The following is a 21,842-nucleotide window of genomic DNA, read 5'->3' as shown; positions in this document are numbered from 1 at the left end:
GGCCTTGCTGGAAGGCGCGCGCCGGGGCGCCGCCGGCGGGGAGTGCGGCACGCGGGCCGCGAAGGGCTTGAGGGTCAGTCCTCGAGCGGACGATGCGCGGTTTCGCGGGCGGCCAGCAGCGCGATCGACGTGATGACCAGCGCGCCCGTCACGTACAGCGACACGGCGGTTGTCGTATGCCACTGGCGGAACAGCGCGACGATGATCAGCGGTGCGAAGCCGCCGCCCAGAATGCCGGCCAGCGTGTAGGCCAGCGACGAGCCGGCATAGCGCACGCGGGTCGGGAACTGCTCGGTGACGAACGCCGCCTGCGGGCCGTACATCGCCGCGTGAATCACCAGGCCGACCACCACCGCCAGCACGATCAGGCCCGGCTGCGAAGTGTTGACCAGCGAGAAGAACGCGAAGGCCCAGATGATCGCCGCCAGCACGCCGCCGAGATACACCGGCCGGCGGCCGAAGCGGTCCGACAGCGCGCCGAACAGCGGCACGGTCAGCGCGTTGCAGGCGGTGCCGCACAGCACGGCGGTCAGCGCCAGCGAGCGCGACAGGTTCAGCACCGTCGTGACGTAGGTCAGCGTGAACACCACGATCAGCGCGTAGAGCACATCCGAGCCGATCCGCGAGCCGCCGGCCAGCAGCAGGCGGCGCCAGTGGAACGTGAACACCTCGGCCACCGGCACCTTGGCGGTGGCGTGCGATTCGCTGAGTTTCTCGAACGCGGGCGTCTCGCCGACGCTGCGGCGCACCCACATGCCGAAGATCACCAGCAGCATGCTGGCGAGGAACGGCACGCGCCAGCCCCAGTCGAGGAACGCATCGGACGACACGGCCGCGGTCAGCAGCGCGATGCAGCCGGTGCCGAGCAGCGTGCCGAACGACGGCCCCACCTGCGCCCACGAGGCGTTCAGGCCGCGCTTCTTCTGATTGCCGTGCTCGACCGCCAGCAGCACCGCGCCGGCCCATTCGCCGCCGAGCGCGATGCCCTGCACGAAGCGCAGCGCGACCAGCAGGATCGGGCTCAGGATGCCGGCCGTGGCATAGGTGGGCAGCACGCCCATCAGCGCGGTGGTCAGGCCCATCAGCACCAGCGTCAGCATCAGCACGGCGCGGCGGCCGAGCTTGTCGCCGAGGTTGCCGAAGATCAGGCCGCCGAGCGGGCGCGACACGTAGCCGACCGCGTAGGTCGAGAACGCCAGCAGCGTGCCGGCGAGCGGGTCGACCGACGGGAAGAACAGGTGGTTGAAGACGAGCGCGGCGAGCGTGTTGTAGACGGTGAAGTCGTACCACTCGAGCGAGGTGCCGATCATGCTCGCGCTGGCGAGGCGGCCGCGTCCGGCTTTCGGCTGTCCGGCCATCGGGGACCGGCTGGCGAGGCTGTTCATGTTGTTCTCCATCAGGGTAGCGGCGGTGATGCGGCGGTGATGTGGTGTGGGGCGGGCGGCTCAGGCCGCGAGCCGCCAGAGCAGGTCGAAGCCGCGCACCTGCGACGGTTCGAGATCGGCGAGTGCGGCCAGATGCTGCGCGGCGTCGCGCGCGGCGCTGGCCGAGCTGGCCTCGACGAGGATCAGCGCATCGGCGAGCGCGGCGGTGGGCGCGCCTGCGCCGGTGGCGATCGGCGCGGACAGCGTGGCGTCGGTCGCGAACACGCGCACCGCATGCACGCCGGTGGTGGCTGCTGCGGCGGTGGCGGCGGCGCGCCAGGCCGGCGAGGCGATCGCGGCCGGCGTGGCCGTGAACAGCGCGAGGCGGCCGCCTTCGCCGTTGCCGGCGGCGAACGTCAGCGCGCCGACGCGGCGCTGGTTGTCGCGCATCCGGGCGAAGCTGCGCAGCGACCATTCGGTCTGCCGCGTGAACGCCTGCTGATAGGCGGCGCTATGGAACACGTCGAGCGCCGTGGTTTCGTAGAGCGCCAGATAGCGGCGCGGCGCGCCGTCGTTGGCGAGGAAGCGCCGTGCATGCGTGAAGCCGGCGATGCCGACGCGCTCCTGCATGTGCTCGCGGTCGTACCAGGCGTTGAAGTCGTCTTCGGTGCTGGGGTCGGTGTCGGTCCAGATGCAAAGCTGGCCGGGCCGGGAAGTCGGCTGATCGCTCATCGAGGCGTTCCTGCGTAAGGTTTCGGACAGGCGCAGTGTGGCGAGGGTGGGCCGGGTCGGTCCAACAAGAAAAAAAATACGGTTTGAACAGGTTTTCTTATCGTTTCGGCGCGCGGCGCGAGGCGTCGTCGGGCTCGGGGCCGCGCGCGGCCATGAATGCGCGCGCCGTATCCGCCGCCAGCTCGGCGATGCGCGCCGACAGCGGATGCGGCAGGCGATGGCAGGCCACCAGCGGCATCGGCGTGAAGTTGCTGTCGGCGTCGAGCACCACCAGCGAGCCGTCGCGCAGCTCGCGCTCGATGATGGCGGGCGGCAGCGCGGCCACGCCGAAGCCGTCGGCCACCAGCCGCACGATGGCGGCCACCGAGCTGATGCAGTTCACGCGCACCGGCCGCTCCACGGCGCGCGCGAATTCGCGCTCGATTGCCGTATGCGGCCCCGAATGCCGCGAGAAGCTGATCACCGGGTGCTCGGCCAACTGTTCGAGCGTGATGCGCTCGCTGCCCAGGCCCAGCGCGGGGCTGGCGACCCAGCGCATCGGGAATTCGCACAGCGGCGCGTTGACGAATTCGCGGTCGGCCAGCGTATCAGTCTGAAGAATCAGATCCACCGCATCGGCGCGCAGCCACTGCACGAGATGGATCGTGGTGTCGCTCGTCACCTCCACCTCCAGCCTCGGAAAACGCTCGCGAATCTGCGCCATCAGCGCCGGAAACCAGCTGTGGACGATCGATTCGATCACGCCGATGCGGATCAGGCCGGCGTCGCCGTCGGTGTCCTCGACCTCGCGGCGCATCTCGTCGCCGAGCCGCACGATCCGCTCGGCATAACTGAGCATCTTGCGGCCCGCGGGCGTGAGCGTGGCCGAGCGCGAATTGCGGTCGAACAGCCGCACGTCGAAGCTTTCTTCGAGCGCGGCGATGCGGCTCGACACGGCCGCCTGCGTGGTGTGTAGCTTCTCGGCGGTCAGGCGGAAGTTCTGCAGGCGGGCGAGCCAGATGAAGGTTTCGAGAAAACGGATATTCATGATGCGGAGTGGAAAACGGGGCGGAAGCGGAGCCTGCGCGCGCGGCGCGGGCCGGGGCAAATCGGGGCAGATTGGGGCAGGTCGGGCGTGGCGAGAATGGTCCCGATGATAGCGCGGCCATTTTTCGAGAAGGCACGATGCGCGGCGGGCGTTGCGTCGCGGCCGGTTCGATAGCAAAAACTTTTTGACGCGAATTTATTTTCTTGTTGGAGCGAAGCGAGCGGGCTGGGCAACACTTCGGCATCCGAACGCGGCATCGGCCCGCGCCTCACCACCGCCTGCGACGGCGTTCGCGCCGCGTGCCGGGAGAGTCGGAGTCCTGACTAATTTGACGATACGACACCACGAAACGGCCCGCCCGACGGACCAAGAGGAGCCCGCATGAACCCTTCGCGCCATTCACGCCACCCGCGTCATTCGCAGCCGCCGCGTCGCTCGCGCACCCGGCGCCTGTTCGCCGCGCATCTGGCGTCGAGCCTCGCCGCCGGCGCGGCGCTGGGCGCCGCCGCAAGCGCGCATGCGCAGTCGAGCGTCACGCTGTACGGCACGATCGACACGGCGATCGTTTATGCCAACAACGCGGGCGGCAAGCGCCAGTTCGAGATGAACAGCAGCAACGTGCTCGGCAACCGCTGGGGGCTGCGCGGCTCGGAGGATCTCGGCAACGGCCTGCGCGCGGTGTTCGACCTGGAGAACGGCTATTCGTCGACGACGGGCGGCTTCCAGCAGGGCGGCGACCTGTTCGGCCGGCAAGCCTGGATGGGGCTGGCGTCGCAGCGCGCCGGCACGCTGACGGTGGGACGGCAGTACGACGCCTCGGTCGATTTCATCGGGCCGTTCATCGCCGGCACGCAATGGGCCACCTACCTGGGCGGCCACCCGGGCGACCTCGACAACACCAACAACGATTACCGTTCGAACAATTCGGTGAAGTACACCACGCCGACGGTGAACGGGTTTCGCGCGAGCGGGCTGTACAGCTTCGGCGGCACGCCGGGGCAGTTCGGGCGCAATTCGATCTGGTCGCTGGGGCTCGGCTACACGGGCGGCCCGTTCGTGCTCGGCGCGGCCTACGTGCATGTGAAGGATCCGAACTTCTCGTACTTCGGCAACAACAGCACGTCGAGCGCGACCGGCAGCAACATGGCGGCCAGCCGCGTGTATTCGGGTTATGCCTCGGCGGGCAACGAGCAGATCGTGGCGGTGGGCGGCACCTATACGGCCGGCCCGGCGATCATCGGCGCGGTGTACACCAACACGCGCTTCGGCGAGCTGGGCGCGCACGCGGCGCTCGATCCGCTCGGTTATCGCGGCGCGGCGGCGTTCCACAACGCCGAGCTGAACCTGCGCTACTACCTGACGCCGGCCTGGCTGCTCGGCGCGGCCTACGACTACACGCGCGGCTATGGCGCGAATCACGTGACCTATCAGCAGGGCGACATCGGAGCGACCTACATCCTGTCGAAGCGCACGCAGGTGTATCTGGTGGGCTTGTACCAGCACGCGTCGGGCACCGATTCGACGGGGCAGGCCGCGGTGGCGAACATCAACGGGCTGACGGCCTCGTCGACGCCGAATCAGGTGTCGGTGCTGGCGGGCATCACGCACCGCTTCTGATCGGGAAGCAGCGGTTGCGCCGAGTGGAGATGGGCGGGCCTCGGCCCGCCCGTCGGCGTTACTCGTTGCCGTGCTTCAGGCGCAGCGCTACGACGGCCGCGATCGCCAGCGCCACGGCCAGCAGCGTCAGGCCGTTCTTGGCGTTGCCGGTGGCCTGTTCGATCGCGCCCACCACGGTGGGGCCGACGAAGCCGCCGAGCAGGCCGCAGGTGTTGACGAGCCCGAGGCCGCCGGCCAGCGCGCTGCCCGACAGCCGCGAGGCCGGGAACGTGAAGATGATCGCCTGCACCACGAAGAACATCGCGGCGGCTACGCACACGCACAGCAGGCCGAGCGCCGGGCTCGCATAGGCAGCGCACACCAGGCCCAGCGCCATCACCACCAGCCCGGTGCACAGCAGCGTGCGCGAGCGCTTCGAATCGCGGGCGAGACGCGGCAGCGTCGCGGCGCCGAGCGCGGCGGCGACCCACGGCATTGCACTGAGCAGGCCCACCGCGAACGGCGAGAATTTGCCCGAGGCGGAGATCATGCCGGGCAGGAAGAAGATCATCGTGTAGATCGTCAACTGGTGGCAGAAGTAGACGAAGATTGCCAGCCAGATCTGCGGATCGCGCACCGCCAGGCCGAACGAATGGCCGCCTTGCGCGGCGCTGCCGGCCTGCTGCTCGGCGAGCAGCGAGCGTTCGAGCGCGCGGCCCGTTTCAGGCGGCAGCCACGTGGCGGTGCTGGGCCGGTCCGGCAGCTTGCGCCACACCACGAAGGCCATCAGGATCGCCGGAATGCCCTCGATGGCGAACAGCCATTGCCAGCCGTGCAGGCCGAGCGCGCCGTCGAGTTCGATCAGCGCGCCGGCCAGCGGCCCGCCGACGATGTTCGCCACGCACACGCCCAGCAGGAAATAACCGGTGGCGCGTGCGCGTTCCTCGCGGCCGAACCAGTAGGTCAGGTAGAGCATCACGCCGGGAAACAGGCCCGCTTCGGCCGCGCCGAGCAGCAGGCGCATCACGTAGAACGAGGTTTCGCCCTGCACGAACGCCATCGCGACCGACAGCAGGCCCCAGGTGATCATGATGCGGGTGATCCAGAAGCGCGCGCCCACGCGGTGCAGCACGAGGTTGCTGGGGATTTCGAGCGCGGCGTAGGTCAGGAAGAACAGGCCGGCGCCGAGGCCGTAGGCCGCCGACGAAATGCCGAGGTCGACGCCCATCGCGTGCTTCGCGAAGGCGATATTGGTGCGGTCGAGGAAGCTGATGACGTAGGCGACGATCAGGATCGGCATCAGCTTGCGGAACAGCAGCCGGTTCAGCGACGCGCGGGCGTCGCCTTCGACGGCGGACAGGGAAGCGGTGTGCGTTGACATCGAAAGGTCTCCATCTGCAACGATCCGGCACACGGGGCCAGCCCGGCGTGCGGGTTCACGGTCAAGGGCCTGCGCGGGCGTGCCGGTCGCGCGTTTATCGGTGGGGTGCGCTCGGCGAGCGCGGGCTGGCGAACGGGGCGGCCGGGCGGCCGGGCGGCCAGCGCTCAGGGCCCGGGCCGCCGCGCGTCAGAAGTTCACGGCGTCGCCGCCCTTCAGGCCGAGCATGGCGCGCGCCTCGGCCGGCGTTGCGATTTCCAGCGACAGCCCTTCCAGCACCTGGCGGATCTTCGTGACCTGCGCCGCGCTCGATTCGGCAAGCTTGCCGGGGCCGATCCACAGCGAATCCTCCAGCCCCACGCGCACGTTCGCGCCCTGCGCCGCGCCGATCGTCGCGAGCGGGATCTGGTTGCGGCCCGCGCCGAGGATCGACCATTCGTAATCCGAACCGAACAGGCGGTCCGCCGTGCGGCGCATGTGCATCAGGTCCTCGGGGTGCGCGCCGATCCCGCCGAGCAGGCCGAACACGCTTTGCACGAAGAACGGCGGCTTGGCGAGGCCGCGATCGACGAAGTGCGCGAGGTTGTACAGATGCGAGATGTCGTAGCACTCGAATTCGAAACGCGTGCCGTTCGCGCCGCAGCTCGTCAGGATGGTTTCGATGTCGGCAAAGGTGTTCTTGAACACCAGGTCGCGGCTGTTCGCGAGGTGCTCGTGCTCCCACGGGTGCTTGAGGTCGGGAAAGCGGTCGAGCATCGGATACAGGCCGAAATTCATCGAGCCCATGTTCAGCGAGGCCACTTCCGGCTGGAAGTGATGCGCGGGGCGCAGGCGCTCGGCGATCGTCATGTGCGGGCTGCCGCCCGAGGTCAGGTTGATGACGGCGTCGCAGCGCGCCTTGATGTTCGGCAGGAATTCGGCGAACACGGCCGGGTCCTGGGTGGGCTTGCCGTCGGACGGGTTGCGCGCGTGCAGGTGCAGGATCGCGGCGCCGGCTTCGGCGGCGGCCACCGCGGCGTCCTCGATTTCGCGCGGCGTGACGGGCAGGTACGGCGACATCGACGGCGTGTGGATCGCGCCGGTCGGGGCGCAGGTGATGATGACCTTGCGGGCTTTGGCCATGGCAGGAATTCTCGTGAGGTTCGTGGATCGGATCGTTGGGGCGCGCGCTTACAGCACTTCGACGTTGCCGCACACCGACAGCGCCTGCCCCGAAATGCCGTGGCCGCCGGGCGAGCAGAGGAACAGCGCGGTGGCGGCGATCTCGTCGGGGTCGGTCATGCGGCGCAGCGAGATCTTTTCGAGGTAGCGCGTTTCCATCTCGTCGTAGCCGAGGCCGAGCTGCTTGGCGCGCGCGTCGATCACGGCGGTCATGCGCGGGCCGCGCACGATGCCGGGTTGAATCGCGTTGACGCGGATGCCGGCCGGCCCCAGTTCGATCGCGAGGCTCTTGACGAGGCCGACGATCGCCCACTTGGTGGCCGCGTAGGGCGTGCGGAACGCATAGCCGAGCCGGCCCGCCACCGATGACAGCGCGATGATCGAGCCGCCGTGCGTGGAATCGCGCAGCATCGGCACGGCCTGGCGCGCGAAGCGGTATTGCGCGTCGAGGTTGATCGACATGGTGCGTTCCCAGTCGCCCGGATCGATCTCGTCGATGCCGCCGGTGGGGCCGGCGATGCCGGCATTGTTGACGAGCACGTCGAGGCCGCCGAGCGTGGCGCGCACGTCGGCGAACACGCGGTCGATGGCGGCCGGGTCGGCCACGTCGGCCAGCGTCGCGCCGATCGCGGGCTTGCCGGGGCGGTCGTTCAGCGCGGCGATCGCGGCCTCGGAGGCGTCGCACACATGCACGCGCGCGCCGCATTCCGCGAACGCGTCGGCGATCGTGAGGCCGATGCCGGCGGCGCCGCCCGTGACGAGCACGCGCAGGCCGGAATAGGGTTTGAGCAGATCGAGAATGGCCATGCCGTTAGGTCTCCTGTTTCGTTCTACTGAGGGTTGTCGCGACCGCGGCGGCGGGTGCCGCCGATGCCGCGTTGCCGGTGCGCCGTCAGGCGCGCACGGGCTTGAGTCGGGTGGCCTGCGCGGTGTTCAGCGTGGCGGTGAGGTCGTGTGCGGCGCCATCGATGTCGAGCGCGATGCCGGCGCGCGCGCCGGCGCTGTCGCGGCGGGCCAGCGCATCGACGATCGCGCGGTGCGCCACCATCGAGCGGCGCATGTGGGGGATGTCGGGCGCCACCATGTTCAGGAACGGGCCGATCCGCATCCAGAGGTTCTCGACGATGGCCAGCGTGCTTTCGCTCGCGCCGTGCCGGTAGATCGCGCGGTGGAACGCGAAGTTGCCGCGCAGGTATTCGCGCGTGTCGCCGGCCTCGGCGTGCCCGTGCATGACCTCGCAAAGCGCGCGCACTTCCTCGATTTCGGCATCGCTCATGCGCGCGGTGGCGCGCGCCGCCACGCAGCCTTCGAGCGCGATCCGCACGTCGCGCAACTCTTCGAGCATCTCGACCGTCATCGGCGGCACCACCATCGCGCGGTTCGGGCCGTCCACCAGCGCGCGTTCGGCGCGCAGGCGAGTGAGCGCCGCGCGCACCGGCATGGTGGACGAGCCCACCGCCTCGGCCACGCCGCGCAGGCTCAGGGCCTGGCCCGGCGCGAACCGGCCGCTCATCAGCGCTTCGCGCAGTTGCAGATAGACCTGATCGGCCATCGTTTCCGATTCGACGGCTTGCAGGGCGGGCGGGGCGATACGAGGGGCCAAGGCGGGACTCTCCGGGTTTGATCTGTGATCACACTGTGTCGATGTGCAGTGTTGTCGATTCGCGTGTCGGCGTCAAGATTGGCCTGCTCAGGGAAAACGCGGGGTCGGGCGTTCTGACGCGGGCGCTTTTCGAGATATGCATCGAACAAATGAATCGAGTAGAAAAATCCATTTGTTTCATGAAGGGGCGGTGTCTAGCATGTCGATCATTGCGGGCGCGTGCGCCCGCGTTTATGTTGCGGTTCAACCGCCGGCCTTCGCCCTTTCTTCGATCACCGAACCATGTCCTCTCCCGCTGCCCGTCCCGCCGCCTCGTCCCGTCCGTCCGCCGCTTCGGCCGCGCCCGTCGCCGAGGCGCCGCGAACCGCGAGCCGCCCGCTGGTGCGCCTCGCGCTGGTCACGGTGCTGACCGGCGTGGGCGCGGGCCTCGGCGGCATGCTGCTGGCGTTGCTGCTGCATGCGATCCAGCATCTGGCCTATGGCTACAGCGTTGCCCACGTGATCAGCAACGAGAGCTTCCTGCAGGGCGTGTCGCAGGCCTCGCCGCTGCGCCGCGTGCTGGTGCTGACCGGCTGCGGCCTGGTGGCCGGGTTCGGCTGGTGGGCGCTGTATCGCTGGGGCAAGCCGCTCGTCAGCATCAAGCGCGCGGTGAAGGCCGCCGACCCGCGCATGCCGATCGTCAGCACGACCGTGCATGCGCTGCTGCAGATCGTGACGGTGGCGCTCGGTTCGCCGCTTGGCCGCGAGGTGGCGCCGCGCGAGATCGGTTCGCTGTGGGCCGGCTGGATCGCGCATCGCGCCGGGCTGTCGGCCGGCGATCAGCGGCTGATGGTGGCCTGCGGCGCGGGCGCCGGGCTGGCCGCCGTCTACAACGTGCCGCTCGGCGGCGCGGTGTTCGTGATGGAAGTGCTGCTCGGCAGCTTCGGCTGGTCGGCCGCCGTGCCGGCGCTGGCCAGCTCGGCGATCGCCGCCGTGGTGGCCTGGATCGGCCTCGGGAACGAACATCAATACACGGTCGGGCCGCTCGCCATCGATGCCTCGCTGGTGGTGTGGTCCGCCGTGTGCGGGCCGGTGTTCGGCGTGGCCGCCTACGGCTTCACGCGCCTGACCACGGCCGCGCGTGCCGCCGCGCCGCGCGACTGGCGGCTGCCGGTGCTGTCGGTACTCAATTTCGCGATCATCGGCGGCCTGTCGATCGCCTTGCCGGCGCTGCTCGGCAACGGCAAGGGGCCGGCCGCGCTCGGCTTCGACAGCGCGCTGACGATCGGCACGGCCGCCACGCTGCTGGTGCTGAAGGTGGCGATCGAATGGGGCAGCCTGCGCGCCGGGGCGGAAGGCGGGCTGCTGACGCCGGGCCTCGCCAACGGCGCGCTGCTGGCGATCGTGCTGGGCGGCGTGTGGAGCCTGGTCTGGCCGGGCGCGGACACCGGCGCGTTCGCGATCGTCGGCGCGGCCGCGTTCCTGGCCGCCTCGATGCAGATGCCGCTGACGGCCATCGTGCTGATGGTGGAATTCACGCGCGTCGGCCACGATTTCCTGATCCCCGTGCTGATCGCGGTGGGCGGCTCGATCGCCGCGTACCGGCTGGTGTCATCGCGCGCCAAGGCGTGATGCGGCGGGCAGGGCGCGCGCCCTGTCGATTTTCCTTACAGGCACGAAGGCTGCCCGCCGCTCCATGATGGTGGCTCGCTCCTCCAAGCGCCTTTTACCTTTCCCGAGGATGGTTTATTGTTGAGGCCGCGCCGCCCGCTGCGAAGCGGATGGCGCGTTTCAACGGACCCGATTGTTTCGCGCTGCTTGATAACGGCCGATTCGATGCACGGGCAACCATCGCGGCGGGCATCCCGGATTCAGCGGGCGCTACCGCCGCCACGATCGCAGACAGCACGGCATGCAGCCTGCGCCCGTCCCGGGTGCCGGCGCAGGGAGAGGCCGCATGGAGATCTTCGACGCATTGCATCTGGCGCGTCTGCAATTCGCGTTCACGGTGTCGTTTCACATCGTGTTTCCGGCGATCAGCATCGGCATGGCCAGCTTCCTCGCGGTGCTCGAAGGCATGTGGCTGAAAACCGGCGATTCGTCCTACAAGGACATGTTCCTGTTCTGGTCGAAGATCTTCGCGGTGGGCTTCGGCATGGGCGTGATCTCGGGCGTGGTGATGGCCTACGAGATTGGCACCAACTGGGGCGGCTTCTCGCGCATCGCCGGCAACGTCACCGGCCCGCTGCTGACCTACGAAGTGCTGACGGCGTTCTTCCTGGAAGCCGGTTTTCTCGGCGTGATGCTGTTCGGCTGGCAGCGCGTGAGCCCGCGCGCGCATTATTTCGCCACCCTGATGGTCGCGCTCGGCACGCTGATCTCCACGTTCTGGATTCTCGCCTCGAACAGCTTCATGCAGACCCCGCAGGGCTTCGGCATCGAGAACGGCCGGCTGGTGCCGGTGGACTGGTGGAAGATCATCTTCAATCCTTCGTTTCCCTATCGATTGCTGCACATGACGGTGGCCGCGTTCATCGTGGCCGGCTTCCTGGTGGCGGCCTGCGGTGCGTGGCATCTGCTGAAGGGGCGGCGCGACGCGGCGGTCACGCGCAGCTTTTCGATGGCGCTGTGGCTGCTGCTGCCGCTCGTGCCGCTGCAGATCCTGATCGGCGACGCGCACGGCCTGAACACGCGCGAATACCAGCCGGCCAAGATCGCCGCGATCGAGGGCATCTGGGAAACCGAGCACGGCGGCACCGCACTGAACCTGTTCGGGCTGCCCGACATGGACGCCGAGGTCACGCGCTACGCGATCCAGGTGCCGCATCTGGGCAGCCTGATCCTCACGCATAGCTGGGATGGCGAAATACGCGGCCTCAAGACCTTTCCGCGCGAAGATCGCCCGTATTCGCCGATCGTGTTCTGGACGTTCCGCGTGATGGCCGGGCTCGGCTTCCTGATGCTGTTCGCGGTGCTGCTCGGCTGCTGGCTGCGGCGCGGCGCGCGGCTCTACGAATCGCGGCTGTTCCAGCGCTTCATGGTGTGGATGGGGCCGTCGGGCATCGTCGCGCTGCTGGCCGGATGGATCACCACCGAGGTGGGCCGCCAGCCGTGGACCGTGTATGGCGTGCTGCGCACCGAGCATTCCGTGTCGCCGCTGACCGGCCAGCAGGTGGGCGTCACGCTGCTGCTGTTCGTGATCGTCTATTTCCTGGTGTTCGGCACCGGCGTGTATTACATGCTGAAGCTGATGCGCAAGGGGCCATCGTCGGGCCACGGCCATGCGGACGACAGGCAGACAGCCCATCCGGGGCTGCACAATCGGGCGCTGTCGCGGCCCGGCGACGCGATCGACCAGGAGTGACGCGATGGTTCTCGATCTTCCCGTGCTGTGGGCCTTCATCGTCGGGCTCGGCGTGTTTCTCTACGTGATGCTCGACGGTTTCGACCTCGGCATCGGCCTGCTGTTTCCGTTCTTCGACGCCGAGCGCGAACGGCACGTCATGCTCAATACCGTCGCGCCGGTGTGGGACGGCAACGAAACCTTCCTGGTGCTCGGCGGCGCGGTGCTGTACGGCGCGTTCCCGGTGGCGTACGCCACGCTGCTGCCGGCCAACTACCTGCCGCTGATCCTGATGGTGATCGGGCTGATCTTCCGCGGCGCGGCGTTCGAGTTGCGCGCCAAGGCCACGCGCACGCAGAACCTCTGGGATCTCGCGTTCATCGGCGGCTCGATGCTCGCCACCTTCTGCCAGGGCGTGGTGCTCGGCTCGCTGCTGCAAGGCACGACGATCGTCGACGGCACCTTCGCCGGCGATCCGTTCGGCTGGCTGTCGCCGTTCAGCGTGTTCTGCGGCTTCTGCCTGCTGATCACCTATGCCACGCTCGGTTGCGGCTGGATCATCTGGAAGACCGAGGGCGCGCTGCAGGCGAAGGCCTATTTCCTGATGAAGCCGCTGTGCCTGCTGCTGCTCGGCGCGATCTTCCTGGTCAGCGCATGGACCGTGATCGGGCTGCCGGCCGTGTCCGAGCGCTGGTTCGGCGGCAGCCATCTGATCGTGTTCTCGCCGGTGCCGATCCTGGTGCTGGCCTGCGCCTTCGGCATCCTCCGCGCCGTGAACCGGCGCCGCGACGTGCAGCCGTTCGTGCTGACGCTCGCCATTCTGTTTCTCGGCTACAGCGGGCTGGTGATCAGCATGTGGCCGAATCTCGTGCCGCCGTCGCTGTCGATCTGGGATGCCTCGTCGCCGCCCGAAAGCCAGTGGTTCATCCTGGTCGGCACGGTGATCGTGCTGCCGATCATCCTCGTCTACAACTTCATGCAGTACCGCGTTTTCCACGGCAAGGTACGAGAGGGCGACGCCGGTTATCACTGAGCGGGAACGGGTTTTGCGGTGAGCCGAACGGCGCGAAGCCGAGGCCGGTTTCGACGCCGCAAGGTGCGCACCCCCGGCCCCGCGAACGTGCAGATTGCGGGAAAACCCGTTATATTTGCGACCCTAAACGATATGAGCCGAATGTTTCAGAAGTCTTTCATGCGTTGACGGCTCGCGCTTCATGCGCGCGGCGTCTCCGTATTCGATGTGTATGCCAGGCATTCACGTGACGGGAAGGACATGACAATCAGGCAAACCGGGTGGGCGTTTCTTCGGGTAGCCGGGCCTTGCGTTGCTTCACGCACGCGAGGGGCTGGGCTGCCGCCGACATGATGCACGCGCCGTCGTCGCAGCGATTTTCTTCTCGCGCGGCCGGACGCGTCGCACGCTTCGTGGTGTGTTCCCAGATTCCGCCGTACCGCATGCGCGCAGCGCGCTGGCGGTAGGGCTTGCCGTTTCGCGTTGCCGTAGTCGCCATAACAAAAAACAACGATGGAGGATGACCTGCGTGCTCGCACGCGCAGATCTGTTGATAAACCGTCTCAAACAAAAGGTTGGGATCATGACAAAACAATCCTCGTCGCTCGGTGTCATCGGCGGCCTGACATGGCTGTTCGCCTTGCTGGCAGGGCTTTACCTGCTGGTCGGGGGCGCCTGGCTCGCTGCGATCGGCGGCTCCGTGTATTACATCGTCGCCGGCATCGTGCTGCTGGTGTTCGCCTGGCTGATTCGCGGCCGCCGCGCCGTGGCGCTGACGCTGTATGCGCTGCTGCTGGTCGGCACCGCGATCTGGTCGGTCGGCGAATCCGGCTTCGATTTCTGGGCGCTCGCGCCGCGCTCAGGCGTGCTGGTGGTGTTCGGCGTCTGGCTGCTGGTGCTGGTCACGCGCAAGCTGAACGGCGCGCGCGCCGCGAACGGCTGGGCGCTGACGGTGTCGCTGCTGATCTGGGCCGGCGTGCTGGTCTATGCGAACTTCAACGATCCGCAGGAACTGAACGGCACGCTCGCGGCCGAGACGCCCGCGCAAACCTCGCCGATCCCCGGTATCGCCGACGCCGACTGGCCGGCCTATGGCCGCACCCAGGAAGGCACGCGCTATTCGCCGCTCAAGCAGATCACGCCCGAGAACGTGAAAAATCTGCAAGTGGCGTGGACGTTCCGCACCGGCGACAAGAAAGGCCCGAACGATCCGGGCGAGATCACCAACGAGGTCACGCCGCTCAAGATCGGCAACCTGCTGTACCTGTGCTCGCCGCACCAGATCCTGTTCGCGCTCGACGCGGCCACCGGCAAGCTGGCGTGGAAGTTCGATCCGCGCCTGAAGAACGATCCGTCGTTCCAGCACGTGACCTGCCGCGGCGTGTCGTATCACGACTTCTCGGCCGACGCGCAATCGCAGGCCGCGGCCAGCGTGACGCCTGATGCGTCCGCTGCCGCCGCTTCGGGCGCATCGGCTGCTTCGGTTGCCGACACGGCCGCCGCATCGGGCAGCGCCGCCAGCGCCACCGATGCCGCCGCGAGCGCGCCGGCCGCACCGTCGGCCCCGGCCACCGCCGCCGTCGACACCTCGCCGGGCGCCTGCACGCGCCGCATCTACCTGCCGGTCAACGACGGCCACCTGTATGCGCTCGACGCGCAGACGGGCCAGCGCTGCGCCGAGTTCGGCAGCAACGGCGATCTCGACCTGCAGCATCTGCAACCGGTCACCACGCCGGGCATGTACGAGCCGACCTCGCCGCCGATCGTCACCGACAAGGTGATCGTGGTGGCCGGCTCGGTCGAGGACAACTTCTCGACGCGCGAGCCGTCCGGCGTGATCCGCGGTTTCGACACGCGCACCGGCAAGCTGCTGTGGGCGTTCGATCCGGGCGCGAAGGACCCGAACCACATCCCCGGCCCGGGCGAGCACTACACCTGGAACTCGCCGAACTCGTGGGCGCCGGCCGCCTACGACGCCAAGCTCGACATCGTCTACCTGCCGATGGGCGTGACCACCCCGGACATCTGGGGCGGCCACCGCACGCCGGAGCAGGAACGTTATGCGAGCGGCCTGCTGGCGCTGCACGCATCGACCGGCAAGCTGGCCTGGTTCTACCAGACCGCGCACCACGATCTGTGGGACATGGACCAGCCGGCCCAGCCGACGCTGGCCGACATCACCGACAAGAGCGGCAACAAGGTGCCGGTGGTGTACGCCCCGGCCAAGACCGGCAACATCTTCGTGCTCGACCGCCGTACCGGCGCGACCGTGGTGCCGGCGCCGGAGCTGCCGGTGCCGCAGGGCGCCGCGACCGGCGACCACGTATCGGCCACGCAGCCGTTCTCGGACCTGACGTTCCGTCCGAAGCAGAAGCTGACCGACGCCGACATGTGGGGCGCGACGATGTTCGACCAGCTCGTGTGCCGCGTGATGTTCCATCGCCTGCGCTACGAAGGCACGTTCACGCCGCCGTCGGAGCAGGGCACGCTGGTGTTCCCGGGCAACCTCGGGATGTTCGAGTGGGGCGGCATTGCCGTCGATACCGATCGCCAGATCGCCATCGCCAACCCGATCGCGCTGCCGTTCGTCTCGAAGCTGATCCCGCGCGGGCCGGGCAACCCGATGGAGCCGGAAGCCGGCGCCAAGGGCAGCGGCACCGAATCGGGCATCCAGCCGCAATACGGCGTGCCGTTCGGCGTGACGCTGAACCCGTTCCTCTCGCCGCTCGGCCTGCCGTGCAAGCAGCCGGCCTGGGGTTACGTGTCGGCGATCGACCTGAAGACCAACCAGATCGTCTGGAAGCGCCGTATCGGCACCGTGCGTGACAGCTCGCCGGTTCCGCTGCCGTTCCGCATGGGCATGCCGATGCTTGGCGGCCCGGCCACCACGGCCGGCGGCGTGTTCTTCATCGGCGCCACCGCGGACAACTACATCCGCGGCTACGACACCAACAACGGCAAGCTGCTGTGGGAACAGCGCCTGCCGGCCGGTGGCCAGGCCACGCCGATGACCTACGAGGTCAACGGCAAGCAGTACGTCGTGATCGCGGCGGGCGGCCATGGCTCGTTCGGCACCAAGCTCGGCGATTACGTGATCGCCTACGCGCTGCCGGACAGCAAGTAACCCGGCATGCGGCGCACGCCATTCGGGTGCGCCGCGCTGGAATCGACGCCGGCGGGAGGCGGCCTTCGGGCCGGTTTCCCGCCGGCGGTTTCGCTTCCGGCGCAGCGGTTTTCCATTCCATTTCATGTTCGACCTGGCCGCGTATCCACGGCCGATGACGGCTCGACGCCCATGCGGGCGAGCCGCCGTCGATCGCGGATACGCGTTCCGGCGAAACGACCGTTCCTCTCGTTCATGCGTCACGATTTCGTTGCGCGCGCAAGCATGCGCGCCACCCCGTCCGGCCGTTCGACTCGTTTCCGCGTGCGCGTGCTGGCGTTCGCGGCGCTGTGCGTGCCCGCGATGCATGCTCTCGCGCAAGGCTCGGTCACGCTCTACGGCGTGATCGACACCAGCATCGAAGTGACCAACCCCGGCTCGGGCTGGGTGCCGCGGCTCGATTCCGGCGCGTATCGCGGCTCGCGCATCGGCCTGCGCGGCGCGGAGCCGATCGGCGGCGGCGTGCGCATCCTGTTCGATATCGAGAGCGGCTTCGGCTCCAACGACGGCACGTTGTCCACCGCCGGCACGCTGTTCAACCGGCAGGCCTGGGTAGGTGTGGGCTCACGCTGGGGGGAGTTGCGCGTGGGGCGGCAGTATTCGCCGATCTACATTCCGTTCAAAGGGCAGATCGATGCGTTCGGCGCGGGCACCATCGCGTCGGGCCTCAACAACCTCTCGAAGATCACCCCGTACGAGAGCAATGCGATCACGTATCTATCGCCCGATTTTCACGGCTTCACGAGCACCGTGATGGTGTCGATGCGCGACCCGTCGGCCGGCGGCGCGAACGGGCTGGGCGGCACGATCGCGACGTTCGCGTACCGGCAGGGCCCGTTCCGGATCGCGTTCGCGCATCAGCAGACCAACGATTCGGGCGCGCTGCGTTCGAACATGGGCGGCGTGTCGTACACGGTCGGCAAGCTGACCGGCTTCGTCTCGATGTTCAACGGCGACGGCGGCACGCCGCGCTATCACGACGACGGCGCGGCCGTGTCGGTGCGCTATGCGGTGTCGTCGCGCTGGCGGGCGGCGCTCGGCTATGCGTACCTGCGCGACCGGTCGGGCAAGGGCAACGACGCCGACCAGTTCAGCGCGATGACCGAATACGATCTGTCGCCGCGCGTGCTGCTGTATGCCAGCGCGGGCTGGCTGCGCAATCGCGGCACGGGCACGTTCACGCTGCGCGGCGTGAACGTGACGGGGCTGACGCCCGCGTATCCGGGCGCGACGGTCAAGGGCGTGCAGGTGGGGATGATCCAGCGCTTCTGACGGGGCGGGCGGCCTGCCGGTTCAATCCGGCCGAAGAATGCGCATCAGCGTGTCGATATTGAAATTGATACGCGCCTGCAGCGCGTCCGGCGAGGTGAATTCCACGCCGTAGATCACTTCGAGCGTGTAGCGATTGGTCAGGTAGTAGTAGCCCACCGAGGCGATCGTCAGGTAGAGCTGGCGCGCATCCACGCCGGCGCGGAACTCGCCGCTGGCGACGCCGCGATCGAGAATGCGCTGCACCATGTCGAGAAAGCCCACGTGCAGTTCCGCGAACAAGGCGGACTGCTTCACATGCCGCGCGCGATGCAGGTTCTCGCTGTTCACGAGCGACATGAATTCGGGGTGCTTCAGATAGTGCTCCCAGGTAAAGCGCATCAGCTTGCAGATCGCTTCGACCGGGGGAAGATCATCGAGGCCGAGGTTGCGCTCGGCGGTACGCACCTGCGTGTACGCCTCTTCGAGCACCACCTGGAACAACTTCTCCTTGCCCTCGAAATACTCGTAGATCATCCGCTTGTTGACCTCGGCCTTCTCCGCGATGGAATCGATGCGGGCGCCGCCGAGGCCGACCTCCGAGAATTCCTCCTTCGCGGCCGCGACGATGCGGGCCTGCGTCTGCGCGGGGTCGCGCGCGCGCTTGGCAGACGCTGACCGGGACGTCGAGTCTTTGGAAGTCGGCATGGTGATGGGTGTCGGCAAAACCTCCATTATCGGGGCTGGAAGGCAAACCGTCATGGTTGGCCTGCCTGGCCTGCATCGCCTATCCGCCGCCGGTATGCCCGGCATTCCGCCTCGCTCATCGTAAACCCGCGTTCGCACGATTCGGCTTGAACCGTTTCGTTACGTATGCCAACATTTCTCTCAAGTAACGAACCGGTTCGGTATTTAATCTGACCGGTCAATCGAATGGAGAGATACGGACGTGACGAAATGGACAGACAGGGAGGCGGCCGTCGCGCAGATTCATGACGGCGCGACGATCGCGATCACCGGCTCGGGCGGCGGCCTGCTCGAAGCGGACGCGTTGTTTTCGGCGATCCTGCGGCGGTTCCGCGAAACGGGCAGCCCGCGCGACCTGACGATCGTGCACGCGCTCGGCCTCGGCGACGGGCAGGGCAGCGGCCTGGGCCGGTTCGCGCACGAAGGGCTGGTGAAGCGCGTGATCGGCGGCCACTGGGTCTGGTCGAAGGACATGCAGCGGCTCGCCGAAGCCGGCCTGATCGAGGGCTACAGCTTTCCGGGCGGCGTGATCGCCACGCTGTTCCGCGAGATCGGGGCCGGCCGGCCGGGCGTCATCACGCGGGTGGGCTTGCGCACCTTCGTCGATCCGCGCATCGGCGGCGGCAAGATGAACGCGGCGACCACCGAGGATCTGGTCGAACTGATCGAGATCGACGGCGAGGAATACCTGCGCTTCCGTCCGTTCAAGATCGATTTCGCGCTGGTGATGGGCTCGTCGGCGGACGATCGCGGCAACCTGACGGTGCGCCACGAGCCCGCCGATCTCGACATCTTCGCGGTGGCCCTGGCGGCGCACAACTCGGGCGGCAAGGTCATCGCCCAGGTCAAGCGCCGCGACGTGGCGCCGGTGCCGGCGCGGCTGGTGCGGGTGCCCGGCGTGATGGTGGACATGACGGTGGAAGTGGCGGCGCAACGCCAATGCGCGATCGCCGACTACGACCCGTCGATCAGCGGCGAGGCGCGCACCGATGTCTTGCCCGCGCCCGAGATGCCCGACGGCCTGCGCCTGATGGTGGCCGAGCGTGCGGCGCGCGAGCTGGGTCACGGCCAGTCGGTGAATTTCGGTTTCGGCATTCCGGGGGCGATTCCGGCGATCCTGGCCGCGCAGGGGCGGGCCAACGACTACTGGGGTTCGGTCGAACAGGGCATCCACAATGGCACGATGCTCGACGGGGCGATGTTCGGCGCGGCCCGCAATGCCGATGCGATCGTGCCGATGGTCGATCAGTTCGACTTCTACAGCGGCGGCGGCATCGATGTGACGTTCCTCGGCATGGGCGAGATGGACGAGGACGGCAACGTCAACGTGTCGATGCTCGGCAGCACGGTGGTCGGCCCGGGCGGCTTCATGGACATCACGCAGGGCGCGCGCAAGATCGTGTTCTGCGGGGCGTTCGAGGCCAAGGGGCTCGACGTGCGGCGCAGTGCCGGCGGCGCGCTGGAAATCCTCGCGCCGGGCGCGGTGCCGAAGCTGGTCAAGACGGTGCGCCACGTGACGTTCAGCGGCACGCAGGCGCGCCTGGACGGCAAGGAGGTGCTGTACGTGACCGAGCGCGCGGTGTTCCGGCTCGACCCGGACGGCGTGCGCCTGATCGAACTGGCCGATGGCGCGGACCTGGAGCGCGACGTGCTGGCGCGCATGGGTTTTCGTCCGCTGCTGGATGCGGCGCTGCGCTCGCCCGAGGGGCGCGCGGGCGTGAGGCGTGCCGCTCAACCTGCCTGATCCGGGTTCACCGAAGATTCGTTTTCATCCTATTAATCAGGATTGCTATGCAAGATGACGACATCCGATTCACGATCGACGACGATCGGATCGCGACGATCACGCTCAACCGGGTGCACAAGCACAACGCGTTGACGCTCGGCATGCTCGATGCGATCGACCGCGCGCTCGCGACGCTCGAAACCGAGCCGGTGCGTGCGTTGCTGTTGCGCTCCGCGAGCGAGCGGTTCTTTTGCGCCGGCGCCGATATTCGCGAGTGGGGCGACATCGATCCCGCCGCGATGGGCACCCGCTTCATCCGCGCCGGCAACCGCGTGTTCCGGCGCATCGCTGAACTCGACGTGCCGAGCATCGCGGTGTTGAACGGCAGTGCGCTCGGCGGCGGCCTCGAATTGGCGCTCGCCTGCGATTTGCGTTACGCGGCGGTTTCGGCTCGGTTCGGCTTTCCCGAGGCTGCCGTGGGCGCGATCCCGGGCTGGCTCGGCGGCACTCGCCTGGCGGCATTGGCAGGCGTGGGCAGGGCGCGCGAGATGGTGCTGCTCGGCGAGAGCATCGATGCCGCGCGGGCGGCGCAATGGGGCATCGTCAACGACACCGTGCCGGACGCCGAGCTCGACGCGCGCGTCGCGGCCGTGTGCGCCACGTTGCGCACGCGCTCGCCGGTCTCGCAATCGGTGGCGAAGCGGGTGCTGCGCGCGGGCGCGCAAGCGGACGGCGGCGCGGACGTGCTGCACGAACTCGCGGCATCGGCCTGCAAGGCCACCCCCGACGCCGTGGAAGGCGTGGCCGCGTTTCGCGAGAAGCGCGCGGCGCGGTTCGATTGAGCGGCACGCGCCACAGGAGCCAGACATGTCATTCGAATCATCGGGCGCGATCGACGGCGACACGCGCTGGGTCGCCATCGTCGCGGACCCGGTCTCACAGGTGCAGTCGCCGCAACTGTTCAACGCGCATTTCGCGCGGCACGGCATTCATGCCGTGCTGGTGCCGGCGCATGTCCATCCCGACGAACTCGGCGTGGCGCTCGACGGCCTGCGGGCGATCCGCAATCTGGCCGGCGTGGTGGTAACCGTGCCGCACAAGATCGAGGCCGCTCGCTGGGTCGCGCAATTGACGCCACGCGCCCGCGCCATCGGCTCGATCAATTGCATCCGGCGGACCGGCGACGGCGGCTGGGAAGGCGACAACTTCGATGGAGAGGGCTTCGTCGCCGGGCTCGCCGCGCAGCGCCACGAGGTCGCCGGGACGCGCGCGCTGCTGGTCGGCGCGGCGGGCGGCGCGGGCATTGCGCTGGCCGATGCGCTGGCCCAGCGCGGCGCGGCTGCGATCGATCTGTTCGATATCCGAAGCGATGCGGCGGATGCGCTGGCGCGCCGTCTGGCCGAGCGCTATCCGCAGGTTGCGTTCGCGGTGGGCGAGCCGGCGGCCAACGCGGCGCATCGGCTGGTGATCAACGCCTCGCCGGTCGGCATGCGCGCCGGGGATGGCGTGCCGATCGACCTGTCGGCCGCGGCGCCCGACGCGCTCGTCGCGGATCTGATCATGAAGCCCGCGTGCACGCCGTTGCTCGCCGCCGCCGAGGCGCGCGGCCTGCGCACGCATCCGGGGCGGCACCTGCTCGAACAGGCCGTGGCGCCGATGGCCGACTGGCTCGGCTTGATCGCGCGCGAGGCCGCCTGAGTTCACCCGAAGCCGGCGCGACCGAACACGTTTCACACCAGGACATATCAAGAGGACAAGAGGAG

The 21,842-nt window shown here is 68.4% G+C and carries 17 protein-coding genes; 9 read left to right on the top strand and 8 right to left on the bottom strand.

The genetic code is table 11. The annotated features are described in order from the left end of the window. Positions 1-74: 74 nt before the first annotated feature. From ACYP33_RS01355 to ACYP33_RS01345, 3 genes are all read right to left on the bottom strand, one after another. On the bottom strand, positions 75-1,397 hold the full coding sequence (locus ACYP33_RS01355; RefSeq protein WP_414439364.1) for an MFS transporter: 1,323 nt from the start codon (positions 1,395-1,397) through the stop codon (positions 75-77). Between the two features lie 48 nt (positions 1,398-1,445). After that, positions 1,446-2,096, bottom strand: a complete 651-nt coding sequence (locus ACYP33_RS01350; RefSeq protein WP_459619227.1) for a hypothetical protein — start codon at positions 2,094-2,096, stop codon at positions 1,446-1,448. 97 nt (positions 2,097-2,193) lie between these two features. Then, the gene (locus tag ACYP33_RS01345) at positions 2,194-3,123 is read right to left on the bottom strand and encodes a LysR family transcriptional regulator (RefSeq protein WP_459619225.1); all 930 of its coding nucleotides are present in this window, start codon (positions 3,121-3,123) and stop codon (positions 2,194-2,196) included. Positions 3,124-3,504: 381 nt separating this feature from the next. On the opposite strand from ACYP33_RS01345, the gene ACYP33_RS01340 reads away from it, so the two are divergent. Continuing rightward, positions 3,505-4,740 carry a porin gene (locus tag ACYP33_RS01340; RefSeq protein ID WP_414439361.1) on the top strand — a complete coding sequence of 412 codons (1,236 nt, stop codon included), beginning with the start codon at positions 3,505-3,507 and terminating at the stop codon, positions 4,738-4,740. Between the two features lie 58 nt (positions 4,741-4,798). Here the strand turns inward: ACYP33_RS01340 and ACYP33_RS01335 are convergent, their stop codons facing one another. The 4 genes from ACYP33_RS01335 to ACYP33_RS01320 form a co-directional block, all read right to left on the bottom strand. Then, complete coding sequence (locus ACYP33_RS01335; RefSeq protein ID WP_414447443.1) at positions 4,799-6,100, bottom strand: MFS transporter; 1,302 nt, start codon at positions 6,098-6,100, stop codon at positions 4,799-4,801. A gap of 186 nt (positions 6,101-6,286) precedes the next feature. Continuing rightward, entirely contained in the window at positions 6,287-7,219 is a 933-nt protein-coding gene (locus ACYP33_RS01330; RefSeq protein WP_459619222.1) for a beta-keto acid cleavage family enzyme, read from the bottom strand. A gap of 48 nt (positions 7,220-7,267) precedes the next feature. Next, on the bottom strand, positions 7,268-8,065 hold the full coding sequence (locus ACYP33_RS01325; RefSeq protein ID WP_459619220.1) for an SDR family oxidoreductase: 798 nt from the start codon (positions 8,063-8,065) through the stop codon (positions 7,268-7,270). A gap of 85 nt (positions 8,066-8,150) precedes the next feature. Next, positions 8,151-8,861, bottom strand: a complete 711-nt coding sequence (locus ACYP33_RS01320; protein WP_414439357.1) for a GntR family transcriptional regulator — start codon at positions 8,859-8,861, stop codon at positions 8,151-8,153. Between the two features lie 282 nt (positions 8,862-9,143). On the opposite strand from ACYP33_RS01320, the gene ACYP33_RS01315 reads away from it, so the two are divergent. From ACYP33_RS01315 to ACYP33_RS01295, 5 genes are all read left to right on the top strand, one after another. After that, the gene (locus ACYP33_RS01315; RefSeq protein WP_459619218.1) at positions 9,144-10,472 is read left to right on the top strand and encodes a chloride channel protein; all 1,329 of its coding nucleotides are present in this window, start codon (positions 9,144-9,146) and stop codon (positions 10,470-10,472) included. 325 nt (positions 10,473-10,797) lie between these two features. Continuing rightward, on the top strand, positions 10,798-12,204 hold the full coding sequence (locus ACYP33_RS01310; RefSeq protein ID WP_414439355.1) for a cytochrome ubiquinol oxidase subunit I: 1,407 nt from the start codon (positions 10,798-10,800) through the stop codon (positions 12,202-12,204). Between the two features lie 4 nt (positions 12,205-12,208). Further along, positions 12,209-13,216, top strand: coding sequence for a cytochrome d ubiquinol oxidase subunit II (gene cydB / locus ACYP33_RS01305; protein WP_414447446.1), 1,008 nt, complete (start codon positions 12,209-12,211; stop codon positions 13,214-13,216). Between the two features lie 562 nt (positions 13,217-13,778). Beyond that, on the top strand, positions 13,779-16,319 hold the full coding sequence (locus tag ACYP33_RS01300) for a glucose/quinate/shikimate family membrane-bound PQQ-dependent dehydrogenase (protein WP_414447447.1): 2,541 nt from the start codon (positions 13,779-13,781) through the stop codon (positions 16,317-16,319). 264 nt (positions 16,320-16,583) lie between these two features. Beyond that, entirely contained in the window at positions 16,584-17,630 is a 1,047-nt protein-coding gene (locus ACYP33_RS01295) for a porin (protein WP_459619215.1), read from the top strand. A 21-nt stretch (positions 17,631-17,651) separates the two neighbouring features. Here the strand turns inward: ACYP33_RS01295 and ACYP33_RS01290 are convergent, their stop codons facing one another. Beyond that, the gene (locus ACYP33_RS01290; protein WP_459619213.1) at positions 17,652-18,314 is read right to left on the bottom strand and encodes a TetR/AcrR family transcriptional regulator; all 663 of its coding nucleotides are present in this window, start codon (positions 18,312-18,314) and stop codon (positions 17,652-17,654) included. 241 nt (positions 18,315-18,555) lie between these two features. Here ACYP33_RS01290 and ACYP33_RS01285 point away from each other — a divergent pair, with 241 nt between their 5' ends. From ACYP33_RS01285 to ACYP33_RS01275, 3 genes are read left to right on the top strand one after another with little or no spacing between them, the layout of a single operon-like run. Continuing rightward, positions 18,556-20,097, top strand: a complete 1,542-nt coding sequence (locus ACYP33_RS01285) for an acyl CoA:acetate/3-ketoacid CoA transferase (RefSeq protein WP_459619211.1) — start codon at positions 18,556-18,558, stop codon at positions 20,095-20,097. 47 nt (positions 20,098-20,144) lie between these two features. Continuing rightward, positions 20,145-20,921: an enoyl-CoA hydratase/isomerase family protein gene (locus tag ACYP33_RS01280; protein ID WP_459619209.1), complete on the top strand. Its 777-nt coding sequence runs from the start codon at positions 20,145-20,147 to the stop codon at positions 20,919-20,921. A 25-nt stretch (positions 20,922-20,946) separates the two neighbouring features. Next, positions 20,947-21,777 carry a shikimate dehydrogenase family protein gene (locus ACYP33_RS01275; RefSeq protein WP_459619207.1) on the top strand — a complete coding sequence of 277 codons (831 nt, stop codon included), beginning with the start codon at positions 20,947-20,949 and terminating at the stop codon, positions 21,775-21,777. Positions 21,778-21,842 lie beyond the last annotated feature (65 nt).

The sequence above is a fragment of the Burkholderia sp. 3C genome (assembly GCF_054589155.1).
This window is presented reverse-complemented; position numbering and strand designations above follow the sequence as displayed.